We start from the raw sequence: 12934 nt of genomic DNA on the forward strand, positions 1-12934 counted from the left end.
CATTTTCTCTACAATTAGCACAAATAACTGACATGAAGAAGGGCACCCGCGTTGGATGCCCTCAAGTCCAGGACAGGTTTTCAGGGTTTCTACGTCCTCGGACTCCTGATCTAGGTCTAAGCAGGCAACAACAAGGCGTCAGTAGGAAGAATTGCTCCTTTTGATCAATCGTCTCTAAATGCCCCCGCAATACCCTTTCGCACCACTCAGGGGCTGGATCGCACAAGCATTTTTTGCTTCTAAGAGCACAAAAAAGAACGGCCCGAATCTGGATGGGGATTCAGGTAGGCCTTGTCTTATTAACGACGATCTAAATAGCCGGTTCTGTCCGTTGAAACCCTTGCGGTCACTTGTCAGCAACTGGCCAACTCAGACAAGAGAAAGGGGCCCGCAGGCCCCGTAGAACGTACCGTTGTATCCCAGCAAATATCGGCAGATGGGTCCCACTCCAGCTGCCGTTAGCGGTCACTCTTTTGTGGCCGCTATCTCTTTGTCTGGCTCAGCTGCTGGTAGTGCAGCTTGCAGTTCTCCGATCTGCTCGTTAAGGCGCTCAATTACCTGAGAGTGATGCTCTTTGCGAGCTTCAAGTTTGGCAACTTGGCGCTCGTTTTCTTGCGCACGCAGCTTGTTGTACTGCGAATCAGGAATCACAACAACGCGATCACGAGGAATGCTGTAGCCGAATGGAACGTCAAAGACGGAATCGAATAGTGAATACATGATTGTTCTCTTCAAGACCCCTACAGTTTGGCTCCACCAGAATGTTCAACCGAACCAAAAAGGTCGTGAGAACCAGGGCCGGTCGGCGATAGACATCCTGTCGTGAACGTCTCTGGTACGGTTTTCGCGACTCAAAATCCATCGATCAATAGGTGCATCGTCAAGGCAATACAAGAGTTGCATGGCTTGAGCAAGGTTCAAGCCTGGAGGCTTCTCTGCTATGAACTCCTCGATCACCTAGAACTGCCTCGCATTTACCTCCTGAACCTCGCCGTTGTCTTGAAATTCAGCAATAAGGTTCTCGAGCTATTTCTTCTCACGCTGCGCACGTTTGCACCTGTTCTTGCCATCGCTGGCCATGTGAGACCATCAGCTGAGCAAGCCTTCCAGCTCCTCAATGCTCAGTAAGTCCATAACTGGGATGTTCGGTCGTCGAAACAAAAAAGATGCTCCCAAGGAGGAACCCACAGAAACAGATCTCGAAAGGGGCTACAGGCTCGCTGCCGCCAAGCAAAAGGAGATTTTGAAAGAACTTCTCGCACAAAAACCAAGGGCCTAACTTTCCACCACTGGTCTACGAGCAGAAGAGTTGAAACGACCCTCACCACACGGCTCACTTGGCCCTCCAGCCCACTTTTTGCAGTCTTTTCCATCGCTCCCTTGTGTCATCCACATCGGGATCCATCGATCTGGTTTTCAGTAAGGCGAGCTCTTCCTTCCTCTGGCGACCTTTGATCACTTCGATGGGGCGGTCTAAGGAACTACGGCCGAGAACATCTTTAAAGCGCAGATACTATTTGAAGACCCCACTGAGAAGCTCTCTGATCAAGAGTCTCTTCTCACGCAGGAGATGGAGATGAAAGAAGCAGGGATCCCCTTCGAAATTTCAGAAGGTCATGACGATGAATGAGGCCGACTTCGCTGAGCTGTTCGAACGCTGGCAGGCGGCCGAAGAGGTTGACGATGAGTTGATCCAACTGATCAAAGAGACTGTCCGATTTAGCGAAGAAACTGGTGACGACACCTTGAGGGATCGTGCGTGTGATCTGCTTTCTGGTGTTTTCCACCTGCCGAGTACTCCTCAAGAGATTGCTCTGGTCGGAGACGCGTTAGAAGGCTCAGGCACAATTCCTCCGCCAATACCTCCGGAAGACGACGAAGCTCGATAAAGACAGAATGCCTCCCGAAGCTGCCAGTCGAGGGGGCTCCGCTCTCCAGTGACTGTTGGTGGGCCTCAGGCGCCGACTCGACAGTTGTCACGCCGGCCTCGACACCAGCTCATATCTGTTGAGACCGCTTCCCTATGGGGACCCACCACAAAATTGGCGACAAACCCAATACACGAATAAAGTGCGATGCTCTAGGGGTTTCTAGAAGCTATGCATGGACAAGAAAGGCGCTAAGGGTTATTGGATCAGCACTTCAACAGTCACCAATCCAGCTTTATTTGCTGAGTACGTTGAGAAGGTTGGACCTTGGCTCAAAGAAGTTGGTGGAGTGGTTTTTGCTAAAGACACAGAACCTCAAGGGAAAGAGAAGACAGAAGGAGCGAACTTGGCAGTGATTTGTGAGTTCCCTTCAATGAGAGCGGCCGTCGATGCTTATGAATCAGCTGAGTATCAAGAGCTAAGCAAAATCCGTTACGCAGCCACAGAAAATGCAACCTTCACGATCATGGAAGGTATGGATGAAGCAGCAAAACTAAGGAGAGCCATGGGTAAGTAGTCGTTTCTTAAAACTGTTACTTGGGTGACATCGCCTTTGATGTAAATCGACTAGAAGGCTGATGCTTTTTTTTGTTTGACATGACCTTTCTGATGCATTGGAGCTTTAAAACTGGCTATCACGAGAAAGCAGCTCGTCAGTTCCTTGCGACAGGTGCCCCGATGCCTGAGTGCAAGTCTTGGCAGCGCTTTCACGCACCAGGCTCTGTACAAGGCTGGATCATTGTCGAAACCAACGACGCTGGAGTCTGCTATGAGCATGCAGCTGAGTGGGCTGAGTTCCTTGACTGGGACGTGACTCCCGTCTTCACGGATGATCAGGCAGGCCCATTGATTGCAAAGGTTTATAGCTAACCTCTATTGCAAGGAGTGATGCAAGGTCCTAGCCCAGTTGGAACCTCAGAGGCTCCTGGGGAAGCTGTAGCTGACATCGCCTCTTTCTCACTGAATATTCACCAACCCTCCCCGATTTGGGGGAGGGTAAGACAAACGCATGAATCCTCATTGCACGAAGCGCCTATTTCCCCATGGCTACTGCTCTGCTGTGCATAACAGGCGTGCTAGGCGGCTTGATCCACAGCCGCCTGTTCATGCGCGGGAAAACCGGTAATGACACCAGTGAGAGCAAGCTCCTGAGAACGCTCCCTTGAAGCAGACAATGACCCGACACGGGCATCGGTGCCATCACTGATCAACATCAGCACGTTGGAGGTGAACTGGTCTGGGATGTTGTCCTTGTAGGTCTGAAGTTGCTTAACGCTGCCCAGACGTCTACCTTCTCATCGGCGTGGTTCTTCAGTTCCAAAACAACGACCGGCAGCCGTTCAGGTGGAAGACGACATCAAGACGACGTGTGCTTCCGGCCCTGAATCATCAACTGGGAACTGCAGCGAATAATCAGATCAGGTTGTCGTCCTGGACTGGAATGATATGCAGATGGGCCGGTTCATGAGCCAGAAACGCATCCTTGTGCACATTCAGAAGCAGGGTGCAGATGTCATCTCCGGCACGGATCAACAGTCCCTCTCCTGTGCAGGCCTAATCACTTTTGACAGCCTCGCCTTTGAACAGTCTTGTCAGAATGAACAGCCTGGTCGGTTCAAAACGAGACAACTCAGGGCTCAGCGATGTTTGAAATTCCCAAACCGATTCACCGCAGCAGGATTCGACAACTGTTGGGCCGGGAATATCACATCGCCAGACGCAAAGCTAACTGGCTGTTCGGCTCCAGACAATGGGCGACAACACGCGGCGTCCTGGCGGCAAGCCACCGCAAATTCTGCCATCAGTCTCTGATCCTGCGCCCTTTAAGGGATGTGGATATGGTGCTTCAGCACAACAAGCGCAGGAATCTGGAGCTAGCGCTTGCGCAACTGGATCGAATCCTGATTCGTCCGGGGGAAACAATGTCCGTGTGGAAGCTGGTCGGACGACCCACTAGACGGAAGGGCTATCTAGAGGGTCTGATGCTGAATCAGGGCAGGATCTCCAGGGGGACAGGAGGAGGGCTCTGTCAGCTGGGAAATCTGCTTTTCTGGATGGCGGCCCACAGTCCGCTCACGATTTCGGAGCGCTGGAGGCATGGTTTTGATGTGTTCCCGGATGTGAATCGAACCATTCCCTTTGGTGCCGGAGCAACGCTGGCGTACAACTATGTGGATCTGCAGATCACCAACAACACGCCCTATTGCTTCGCGATTCATCTATGGCTGGATGACATCCATCTGCATGGTGAACTCAGCTGTGATGAGGATTACGACTGCATCTACAGCGTCGAGGAGCGTCATCACAGGATCCAGCAGCAGATCTGGGGCGGCTATTCGAGGCACAATCAGCTCTATCGCATCTGCACAGCATCCGATGGTTTTGAAACGGAACAGCTACTGGTGGAAAATCACGCGATCATGATGTACGAGCCGTTGCTGAAAGCGGCGCCATGATGCCTTAATACCGAACGAATCTCAGCCTGTTGAATCGTCATCGCCAATCCCTTGAGAATCGCCAGCTAACTAGCCAACCAAGGCCACTGGATCCCGAAGGCCTCGAGGGGGTCCATTACCAGCTTGTTAAGCGCACGCCCGAGAACCACCTGCGGTTCATCGGCGCGGATGGGGATCACAGAGTGCTGCAGGGTCCTGGGCAGGTCTGCGCCCCTCACGATCCCGCGCCTGAGCAGTGAGTTGCCCGCTTCCAGACCACACACGTAGGCGCGTTCCTGACAAAGGCCTTTAGCTCCATGTTCTTTCTCGCCCATCCGCACCCAGTCGCCGGCGCAGACCACCGAAGCCAGTGACGTCTCCATTGGTGGCCGCTTGCTGAAACTTCCCGGCGAGAAGAGAGACACCGAACCCGGATAACGCCGCACCTCCTGATCCACGACCCTGGCCCCCCTGAAGGCAGGCTGCGCTATGGGCAGCAGATCCTGCATCAGGCAGTCGACGATCTCCTGATCGCTCAGCTCGGCAATGGCCGAGGCGTTGTAGAAGTCGCTGGCGATCACCGAACCCTGCGGTGGCTGATCACCCCAGAGCGCATGCTCCGACTCCCGCTGCAGTTGATCCAACATGAAGAAGGTGGCGCCGGCGCCTCTTAGTGCGCTGAAACGTGAGAACACATTGGCGGGATCGGCGACCGGCACGGTGCGATCCAGCCAAAGACGGATCGACACCACATCGATCGATCCGAGCGTGGCGGCACGCACAAGCTCTGGCGCCAGCGCGCCGCACTGCGGGGATTGCGCCATCAAAGCATCCATTCCTTTGGCACTCACCGCAAGGACCACGGCATCGACATCCTCGATTAAACCGGTGCTCCCGCTTGTTACGGAACGGGTTGCCACCGAGCGGATGGCCTGAGTCTCCGGCGAGACGTTCAGCCGGGTGGCCAGGGTGCCGCCCAGCACCTCGAGCTGATGCTGCTCCTGCAGCCGCTCACTGAGCGGGGCAATCAGCTGTTCGGCGATGCTTTTCGACCTGATCCAACGCACATCGAAGGAATCCTGATGCGCCAGGGCGTAGTAGTAGAGGAGCTCCATCGTGACAGCGGCCGACAGCTCCTCCGGCGGCTTGAACAGCCCCACAAGCAACGTGGGCCGCAGGAAATCATCGATCATGCGATCACTGATCCTGAGCTGTCTAAACAGCGTCAGCGCATCGATCGAGTCGTAGCTCGTGTATACCGCATCGCTGCGGTTCAGATCGAGCATGGCGTAGAGCAGGCCGGCGATGCTGAGCCGATCAGCAACAGGCAGGCGCTTGAAGTTATTGATCGTTGCAGCAACCTGACCCAGTGGACTCGGCCACAGCGGAGCGTCACCGAAGACAGGAGCCGTCGCCTCCAGGCCTTCGGGTGACCAGAACGCACTAGTGGTGAACTCCGTGAAGATCGAGCCGAGCCCGAGTTCTGCCGTCAGGGCATTGATGTTGGGATAATCCTTCCAGAACCCCCGGGTGCCTGCCTCGAACGGTTTGCCGCTTGGCGTGGTGAGGGGCTGACTGCCGGTTGGATCCGCCATCCCATCCATCAGGGTTACGCGAACACCCGCTTCGCAGAGTGCCTTGGCCGCACCCCAGCCAGCCCAGCCGGCCCCGATGACAACCGCATGAGATTGCTTTTTACCCGGAAAACCTTCGGCCATGAAGCTGTTTTACATCGGCCCAAGCTAAAGAGATGAACTCATGAACCATGGGCTTCCTTAGCCACCTTGTGACAAAGGCAACTCTTGAAGGAAGTCTTCATTGTCTCCACAGAGCAACTACTGTTTCTTCGTCTCTCCTTACATGGGGGAGCGCAGCTAGCCCGAGCCCTGTAGCAAACACCTCAGAGGCAGCGCAGCAAGACCCCTCTCTCTCGTTAAGAGCGACTAAAAACTGACCTAAATTGGGTTAACGCTTAGGAGGGCTGTTTAAAAAAATGGTTTTTCGCACCCTGAGAACAGACACTCGTAGACGTGTTGAGGAGATCATCCATCGCTTAGCGACTGGAGAACCTGTCAGCCTCGAGGAGCGGGCTCAACTGCAGAAGTATGCACTCCACATTCCTTTTGTTGCAGACCAATTGAGAAGAGCCCTTAAGCATCGAGAGGAACTGGAGGCAGATGGACTTATTGAATGATCAGAGGGTTAACTCGCCACCGTCAGTTCTCTTTCTGATCTTGCCACCACACTCTTAACTTAAGGAGGCGAGAGTTGTCTGCGCTTATGCATTCTAGATACTCAAGGATGTGGTTTTACTATTGCTCAACATGTTTACAATGGGTAAGAAGACCCTCAATGAGTTGTTCTTCTGACATGAGATTAGAAATTGGTTGTTATTTGTAAGCTTAAGGTGCCAACTATCGAATGTAGTTTTAAGCAAAGAGTGAGGTGGTTAAAGCAATACAAGTCCCCTGCAGTTGCAAGGGCTTTGTATTGCTTTTGAACCGTGATGCCATACCAACAACCGGCCTGAGTGGTTGACGCCGCCGAAATGGCGTCTGTCGAACGATCAAGATTGCGCTGCAAGCGTTTTCTTAGCGATGACGACAGGTAACGACAACAAGGGCACTAACACATAAGTGCATGGCGTTCCAGGGCATGGGCACACCTGCTCTAGTTGTCATGGCTATTAATTCTATGCTTCCCATATTCGCGCTTCGAGAGCTGCACAAGCAACTGAAGAAGCCCACGAAACCTAAAAGTATATCTCCAATGGAGGAGGACGTTATGAGCCACTGCTTGGAAAAAGCAGAAAGAACAAACCAGGCCCTAGGGGGGTTCTTTTTTTAGCCGCATGCCAGGATTGCTGATGTGGAGATTGCTCAATGACTGAAACCAAGAAGCCAAGTCCTATGAAGGACTTCACAGACAAGCTCTTCGATCTGTGCAGGGAATATCAGCAAGAGATCCCACCACACAAAATTGCAGAAGTGTTAAGAGACTACGCCGAGCGGTTGGATTGATGGTTCGTTTCTCGTGCTCTTGGCCTCAACGATCGCTGAAATGTGCACACTAAAAACGCCCCCTGTGTGAGAACAAAAGGAATCAACAACTAACAAACGACCAGCTGATCGCCAGCATCCGGCCCAGCGATCACTCCTTGGTGGCGGCAAACTCTGTATATGGATTTACTTCCTGTAGGGCAGGCTGCAATTCGGCAATATGCTTCTCGAGCTGATCAACAACTGAAAGATGCTCTGCTCTGCGTGCTTCAAGGCGAGCAACGCGCTTTGCGTTTTGACACTCCTGAGCAGCCTTGTACTCAGAATTAGTGATCACAACAACGCGATCACGAGGAATGGTGTAGCCAAAGGGAGCATTGAAGCCTTCGTCGAATCGTGAGTACAGGTCGTGCAGTTCAAGACCTATACAGCAGTACAGCATGACGCCATCAGAACGTGAGAGCAAACTAAAAAGGTCGTAAGAACCAGGGCCGGTCGGGGCTAGGCATCACCTCCTGAACGTCTCGAATACGGTTTGCGTCAATAAGAATCCATCGATCAACCCATCGCATCTTCGAGGGCAGGCCAGGGCTTCTCTCCTGTGATCTTGTCGATGACGAAGACCTAACCCTCACTTGGCTCGCTGGCCTCGCCGTTGTCCTGACATTCAGCAATACAAGCCTCGATCCCCTTCTTCTCACGTTGTGCACAACTTTTTGTTCTTCCATTCCTGGCCATGTGAGAACATCAGCTTGACGAGCCCTTCGGTATCTAGATGAGCAGCAAGGAAAGCGAGCAGGAAATCGATCTTCGGATTGCTCGTATCAAGAACGAATTGGCTGAGGCAGAGGCTCGTCTCAAAAACGAAATCGCTGAGATATTGGCTCGTCTAAAGAAGGAATTGGCGGAGGTAGAAGCTCCTCTAAAGAAGGAATTGGCTGAAGCAGAGTTACAAAGGGGTTATATCCGTGCTGCTTCTAGGCAAAAGGAAATCCTGAAAGGTCTTCTCGAGCAGAAGCCAAGAGCTTGACTTGCTAGCTCTGAACTAGTGCAGGAGGGTGACACAACCCCTTACCAAGGGCTGACATGGCCCTCCAACTCTCTTTTTTCAAAAAGCTCTCGCATCTTCGAGGTGTGCGAAGCTGCTAGAGATACCGATGGGTTAGCGTTGAAACGACTCGCCGCTAAACATTTAAAGATAATATCTACTAGCAGCTGGTCTATCAATGAACTATCAAATGTTGCTCGAATGTCATGCCGCAGGTACAGCAATAACTGTAAGAGAGGCACAGCTATTGAATCTAGAGTTGGACTCTCAAATCGCAAGTATCAAAGTTTCTCGAACGCAGGGTTGTATTGAAGTCGCTCCTGATCACATTTGCCAATCAGCTGGTGTCTGCAAAGGTAGTTTCTGGATCACTTGCTTTGCCGCTGTACTTGATCAAATCAATCCTGTATCAGCTGGGAAGAAAGCAAGAGGTGCAACAGTCTTTGATGAGTTAATCAACAATCGTTATCTAGTTGATCGTTAGACACTTGAGAACACACAGCTGCTATGCGATGAACAGAAAGCTGTTGTGCACCATGAAGTCAAAGGAGGACTATCTCACTCTTTATTCATGACTACAATTTAGGTGGTTTGATAGCTGCAGCCAAAAGGGAAGTGGATAATGAACCACCTTTTGAGCATGCAACGACCCCACAGGCACTTTGGATTATGACGCTACTGCTAGGAGAAACACGCCTATTCTTTTGTTCATTTTTTAGGACATAGACCTCATAATTCCCACCCCCAGTAAAGTTAATCAACTGACTGCAGGCGAAAGCTTTCTTTCTTTGCCATTTCTGGGTTCAGTTCAGCCCATTTCTTCATGGCTGGGTTGGCATCCAAGTAAGCCTTATAGCTGCATTTGTATTGACGGAGCCTGAAATCGCACTTTGGCGCTTCACGTCTTTCTCGAGCAGCTTGTTCTGAAGGGCTCTCCCATCCAGTAGGAGGTTTTTGACAAGTGCTGTTGTAGCCGATTTGAGGTTCGCCAGGAGGACATTCAGGATTGATGCTTGCTCTTGCGCTGCCTTGAAGTTGCATTACTCCAGCTCCATACCAAAAAGATCCCTTGCATCCCCAATCAGCTTTCCCAGCAACTCGTTGGTCATGTCCGGTATCAAAGCCAAGACCCGTTGCTGTGTTGTAGACACATTTGACCTCCATACAGTTGCCTCCACCAACGTAGGCAAACCCTGATGGGCATTGATTACCTTCTGCAATATCTGCACCTTGTGAGCGAATCTGCCTGGTGGTGTTACTAGTGTCGCCTTTCATTGCTCTGACACAGCCAGCGTAGTCTTTAGCTTCAATGCAAAGCTTGTGTATCGATGGTTCAACTTGTGGATTCGCTTTAGAAGCAGCAGCAGTAAAGAGCAATGATCCGAGAACTGCAGTAATAGAGATTGAAGAAAAGAGTTTCATTGTTGGTTGATGACCTTCAGGTTTTCAGCTTCGCTCCAGGAATGAATGCTAATGCAACTACGGAGCCTTTAGATAGTTGAATTCGATTGAAATAAATTTCTATTAGAGGTTTTAATTGTGACGCTCTCAACTCAGACAAACACACTATCGCGCAACTAACCGCAGCAACATCACCCAGAAGGAGGTTTTTTGATCTTGCTATTACCCTTTAAGGGGGATTTCCCGCCAGATTGGCGGAAGAGCATTGTCAATCAATAAAGCTAAGTTTGCCCCAAAGAGACTACAGCCTTTTTCTTTGTGTTGAAAGAATACTTGCTTTAACGACATAAAGGATATAATTAGGAGCAATGGACTAAAGGAATGGATTTATTACTAGCGCTAGGCATTCCCATGGTGGTCTTGGGTCTAGCCTATCTACTGATCAATAATACTTCAGGGTTTCCTGTTTGGTTAGAGAGTCTAACGAATAGAAGTGGAGCAATCTGGACATATGGTGTAATCATCATTGCCGTTATTTCCATAGTTAGATACGCCAGTGGAAATTAACTATGGGTTCATACCTTTTTAATTAAAATCATTCAAGAGTTCTCGAAAGCTAGTTTCACCGCACTATTTGCTTCTCCCAGATACGCTCTAGCGATGCTCTGAAGTCTTCTGTTGCGAATGATCCATTCAGTGTCTTCTGGAAGAGTAGATGGGAGAGTCTTCTTAATTTCATGCCCACAGCAAAGCAAGCAACTGCCCAAGCAAGGATTACCCAAATGGGATGTTGCATCGCTAAAGAGCCTCCGCTAAGACAATGCTCTATCAGGCTCCTATCGGCACGAAACCGTCATCAAGTTGCAATCTGCCGCCTGATCGACTCACATGCCTCCCCAACCTTATCCCCATCCAGACGGGAGTCTCCTTGTCTGAGCAGTTCCTGCGCTGCACTCCATGAGCTGGTGTCTTTGCAGCGATAACGCTTTCTCTTGCTGTTGCTCTGCTTGCTTTGCCTGTAGTCCCAAGGTCGCTGTATCCCCCCAGGAACAGACCAGATGCCAATACCTCCCAATCGGGCATAGGTCTCTAGGCGTGAGTAGGTCTGACGATCACACCCTTTGATGGACTGCCAATAGACAAAGGCATTTCCCGACTTCACTAATGACTGGTTGATGTTGCTGCCATTAAGGATCACCTCTGCCACGGTTCTTCCATAGCGGTCAGTTGCCTTGGAGCGGAGAGTCACATCAGACCCAACCGGCAGAAGACTCTTAAGTGCTTGCCGTGCTGCTTTGCCATAGGGCGATTGGGAAGTCTCTGGAGCATCAATGCAGGCAAGGCGCACTTTGGTTCTAAGGTTGCCTTCTTTGACGGTGAGAGTGTCGCCATCACCGATCGAAAGCACTTCTGCTGCATTGGATGGCACTGCCCAAAGAGTAAGAAGCAGAACTAGAAGTGCCTTGCCCATATCCGATCCAAACACTTAGCAAACTCCTTCTCAGTCAACGGTTTAGCAAGGTCTTGCTTTCTCTTAGCTCTCCTGATCCACCAAATCATCAAACCCCAGTAGAAAACAACCAGCAAACCAACTTCGAGATAACTCCAGTGCAACTGCTCCATCAATTCTCTCCCAGCCCTTTTAGTTCCTTCAGAAGAGCACGGTTGAGGTTGTCATGGCAGCCAATGATCATCTGCGTGTCAATCGTGCCTTGCCTATAAGCGGCACATGCCTTGGCACAAAAATCTTTAGTTATCTGCTGCCATCGATCAAAGGTTCCCGAAGGCAAGTGAGATTTCAAATTCTTATTGATCTTTTCAAAGACAAATGTCTCAGTAGTGAGGCGGCTTTGAGTCTTCAACTGGAAAGTAAGCACGTTCTTCCTCATCAGATTCTTGGCTGCTGAGGTACTCATCAACTTCGTCATAGGAATCATCATCGACATCTCTTTCGTGAACAGTCACGCCTAAACCTCCATTTGATCTCATCTAACTCAATTTTGCCTGATCACATCTCATGGTGATAGGAGGAAGCACCGTAAGTCAAGAAATAGAAGGGGTCTATGGCATTGCTGGTGAAGATTCCGGTGCCCTATCTCACAAGTCACGAAGCTCTATCTAGGTTTAAGACATGGCCGTGTCTAGAAGAGAAGACCCGCCTTAGCTCAAGCCTGCTCCTGATGCTGATCTCACTGAACAACTCACAGTAGATGCCACATTTGTGTTCAGGGTTCGCATCTAAGAAGAGGAGGTCCACAAGCGGCTAGAAATCGCGTTGTTAAAAAGTCCAATCCGCTGAGCTACTTTAGCTCGCGTAAAAACCAGAAAATCCTCTTGCTAGTGTATACAATCTAAATCCATTAATTATTCTCAGGTTCCAAGTCTAGAACGGCTAAGACATAACATTCAAGAACGGAATCTTCTAATTATGCTAAAATATATAAATGATCTTCAAGCCTCTATATGCGACGCACGCCAATCTCAGGTTTCATCTTCAAATCTGCTTTAGCTGGCATATTACTCTGCTCATCAACAATCTCTGCGGAGGCAAAGGATAAAGTCATTGAAGGCACAACTTATAGCTATAATTGCAGAGAAGGGCTCTGGAAAAGCAAAATAATTGGTCGTGGAGTCAACGACAAAGATTGGATTACAATTGAAAGGCTGGAGGAGCTTTCAGGTGCTCGGCAAGTAAATGTTAGGAATGATATTGAAAAATCATGCCAATCCTCTTCACTAATCTCTAAAGCTAAAAGAGCATTTGGAGCCGATTGTGAGCTAGCAAGTGATTCTTTTGATCCTAGGAATTGGCAAATCGATTACGCCAGTAGATTCAACGCTTATGGAAATAAGTACTTGATCTTCGCAATAAGATATGGTGATGGAAGCAGGAAGCTCTGCCTTTCGAAGAATAATTTCAGAGACAACTCACCCATCGAGACCCCAGGCAGGAGCCTGTTTCTCCATAACATCGAAAGACAAGCGGGTTCATCAGTTATTGAATACGAATATCACTCTGGGAATGGATGGGGCTACGAGGTTAAAAAGTACCGACTAGATTTAAGTGATCCAGAACGACCAAGTTTTAGCGTGGTTGATAGTTGGATTCATCAGCGGTAAATA

16 protein-coding genes are annotated in these 12934 nt (G+C 50.1%); 8 read left to right on the top strand and 8 right to left on the bottom strand.

All coding sequences use genetic code 11. The features are described 5' to 3' along the window. Positions 1-465 precede the first annotated feature (465 nt). A complete protein-coding gene (locus SIB80_RS08740) occupies positions 466-720 on the bottom strand; it encodes a hypothetical protein (protein WP_063418766.1) in 255 nt (84 codons plus the stop codon). A 102-nt stretch (positions 721-822) separates the two neighbouring features. On the opposite strand from SIB80_RS08740, the gene SIB80_RS08745 reads away from it, so the two are divergent. After that, entirely contained in the window at positions 823-1128 is a 306-nt protein-coding gene (locus SIB80_RS08745; protein WP_169246915.1) for a hypothetical protein, read from the top strand. A gap of 205 nt (positions 1129-1333) precedes the next feature. Here SIB80_RS08745 and SIB80_RS08750 read toward each other — a convergent pair whose 3' ends face one another. Then, complete coding sequence (locus tag SIB80_RS08750; RefSeq protein ID WP_169246929.1) at positions 1334-1510, bottom strand: DUF1651 domain-containing protein; 177 nt, start codon at positions 1508-1510, stop codon at positions 1334-1336. Positions 1511-1616: 106 nt separating this feature from the next. Here SIB80_RS08750 and SIB80_RS08755 point away from each other — a divergent pair, with 106 nt between their 5' ends. The 3 genes from SIB80_RS08755 to SIB80_RS08765 all read left to right on the top strand — a co-directional run bounded on the left by SIB80_RS08755 (position 1617) and on the right by SIB80_RS08765 (position 2798). Continuing rightward, positions 1617-1889 (top strand): hypothetical protein, encoded by a 273-nt coding sequence (locus SIB80_RS08755; protein ID WP_231906008.1) that lies wholly within the window; start codon positions 1617-1619, stop codon positions 1887-1889. A gap of 214 nt (positions 1890-2103) precedes the next feature. Then, positions 2104-2445, top strand: coding sequence for a DUF1330 domain-containing protein (locus tag SIB80_RS08760; protein ID WP_063395345.1), 342 nt, complete (start codon positions 2104-2106; stop codon positions 2443-2445). Between the two features lie 80 nt (positions 2446-2525). Continuing rightward, a complete protein-coding gene (locus tag SIB80_RS08765) occupies positions 2526-2798 on the top strand; it encodes a DUF3303 domain-containing protein (RefSeq protein ID WP_041385049.1) in 273 nt (90 codons plus the stop codon). Between the two features lie 206 nt (positions 2799-3004). Here SIB80_RS08765 and SIB80_RS08770 read toward each other — a convergent pair whose 3' ends face one another. Next, a complete protein-coding gene (locus SIB80_RS08770; protein WP_156486064.1) occupies positions 3005-3142 on the bottom strand; it encodes a hypothetical protein in 138 nt (45 codons plus the stop codon). Between the two features lie 429 nt (positions 3143-3571). Between SIB80_RS08770 and SIB80_RS08775 the strand changes: the two genes are divergently transcribed. Continuing rightward, positions 3572-4384 (top strand): VanW family protein, encoded by an 813-nt coding sequence (locus SIB80_RS08775; RefSeq protein WP_063418781.1) that lies wholly within the window; start codon positions 3572-3574, stop codon positions 4382-4384. A 65-nt stretch (positions 4385-4449) separates the two neighbouring features. Here SIB80_RS08775 and SIB80_RS08780 read toward each other — a convergent pair whose 3' ends face one another. Then, entirely contained in the window at positions 4450-6081 is a 1632-nt protein-coding gene (locus tag SIB80_RS08780; protein ID WP_063418782.1) for an FAD-dependent oxidoreductase, read from the bottom strand. A gap of 275 nt (positions 6082-6356) precedes the next feature. Here SIB80_RS08780 and SIB80_RS08785 point away from each other — a divergent pair, with 275 nt between their 5' ends. Then, on the top strand, positions 6357-6557 hold the full coding sequence (locus SIB80_RS08785) for a hypothetical protein (protein ID WP_063418783.1): 201 nt from the start codon (positions 6357-6359) through the stop codon (positions 6555-6557). Between the two features lie 956 nt (positions 6558-7513). On the opposite strand, the gene SIB80_RS08790 is transcribed toward SIB80_RS08785, so the two are convergent. Continuing rightward, a complete protein-coding gene (locus tag SIB80_RS08790) occupies positions 7514-7804 on the bottom strand; it encodes a guanylate-binding protein (protein WP_205909641.1) in 291 nt (96 codons plus the stop codon). 333 nt (positions 7805-8137) lie between these two features. On the opposite strand from SIB80_RS08790, the gene SIB80_RS08795 reads away from it, so the two are divergent. Continuing rightward, positions 8138-8392 (top strand): hypothetical protein, encoded by a 255-nt coding sequence (locus SIB80_RS08795; RefSeq protein ID WP_063418785.1) that lies wholly within the window; start codon positions 8138-8140, stop codon positions 8390-8392. Positions 8393-9163: 771 nt separating this feature from the next. Here the strand turns inward: SIB80_RS08795 and SIB80_RS08800 are convergent. The 3 genes from SIB80_RS08800 to SIB80_RS08810 form a co-directional block, all read right to left on the bottom strand. After that, positions 9164-9832: a hypothetical protein gene (locus tag SIB80_RS08800; RefSeq protein WP_063418787.1), complete on the bottom strand. Its 669-nt coding sequence runs from the start codon at positions 9830-9832 to the stop codon at positions 9164-9166. Positions 9833-10667: 835 nt separating this feature from the next. Beyond that, a complete protein-coding gene (locus SIB80_RS08805) occupies positions 10668-11297 on the bottom strand; it encodes a thermonuclease family protein (protein WP_082818451.1) in 630 nt (209 codons plus the stop codon). 347 nt (positions 11298-11644) lie between these two features. Beyond that, positions 11645-11776: a hypothetical protein gene (locus tag SIB80_RS08810; RefSeq protein WP_255359767.1), complete on the bottom strand. Its 132-nt coding sequence runs from the start codon at positions 11774-11776 to the stop codon at positions 11645-11647. Positions 11777-12274: 498 nt separating this feature from the next. Here SIB80_RS08810 and SIB80_RS08815 point away from each other — a divergent pair, with 498 nt between their 5' ends. Further along, entirely contained in the window at positions 12275-12931 is a 657-nt protein-coding gene (locus SIB80_RS08815; protein ID WP_063418789.1) for a hypothetical protein, read from the top strand. Positions 12932-12934 lie beyond the last annotated feature (3 nt).

The sequence above is a fragment of the Prochlorococcus sp. MIT 1327 genome (assembly GCF_047304785.1).
Lineage (GTDB): Bacteria > Cyanobacteriota > Cyanobacteriia > PCC-6307 > Cyanobiaceae > Prochlorococcus > Prochlorococcus marinus_D.

Coding starts and splice junctions, on each gene's coding strand:
- SIB80_RS08770 (WP_156486064.1), bottom strand. CDS start 3,142: ATGTTGATCAGTGATGGCACCGATGCCCGTGTCGGGTCATTGTCTGCT.
- SIB80_RS08815 (WP_063418789.1), top strand. CDS start 12,275: ATGCGACGCACGCCAATCTCAGGTTTCATCTTCAAATCTGCTTTAGCT.
- SIB80_RS08755 (WP_231906008.1), top strand. CDS start 1,617: ATGACGATGAATGAGGCCGACTTCGCTGAGCTGTTCGAACGCTGGCAG.
- SIB80_RS08775 (WP_063418781.1), top strand. CDS start 3,572: ATGTTTGAAATTCCCAAACCGATTCACCGCAGCAGGATTCGACAACTG.
- SIB80_RS08780 (WP_063418782.1), bottom strand. CDS start 6,081: ATGGCCGAAGGTTTTCCGGGTAAAAAGCAATCTCATGCGGTTGTCATC.
- SIB80_RS08760 (WP_063395345.1), top strand. CDS start 2,104: ATGGACAAGAAAGGCGCTAAGGGTTATTGGATCAGCACTTCAACAGTC.
- SIB80_RS08800 (WP_063418787.1), bottom strand. CDS start 9,832: ATGAAACTCTTTTCTTCAATCTCTATTACTGCAGTTCTCGGATCATTG.
- SIB80_RS08785 (WP_063418783.1), top strand. CDS start 6,357: ATGGTTTTTCGCACCCTGAGAACAGACACTCGTAGACGTGTTGAGGAG.
- SIB80_RS08790 (WP_205909641.1), bottom strand. CDS start 7,804: ATGCTGTACTGCTGTATAGGTCTTGAACTGCACGACCTGTACTCACGA.
- SIB80_RS08765 (WP_041385049.1), top strand. CDS start 2,526: ATGACCTTTCTGATGCATTGGAGCTTTAAAACTGGCTATCACGAGAAA.
- SIB80_RS08740 (WP_063418766.1), bottom strand. CDS start 720: ATGTATTCACTATTCGATTCCGTCTTTGACGTTCCATTCGGCTACAGC.
- SIB80_RS08795 (WP_063418785.1), top strand. CDS start 8,138: ATGAGCAGCAAGGAAAGCGAGCAGGAAATCGATCTTCGGATTGCTCGT.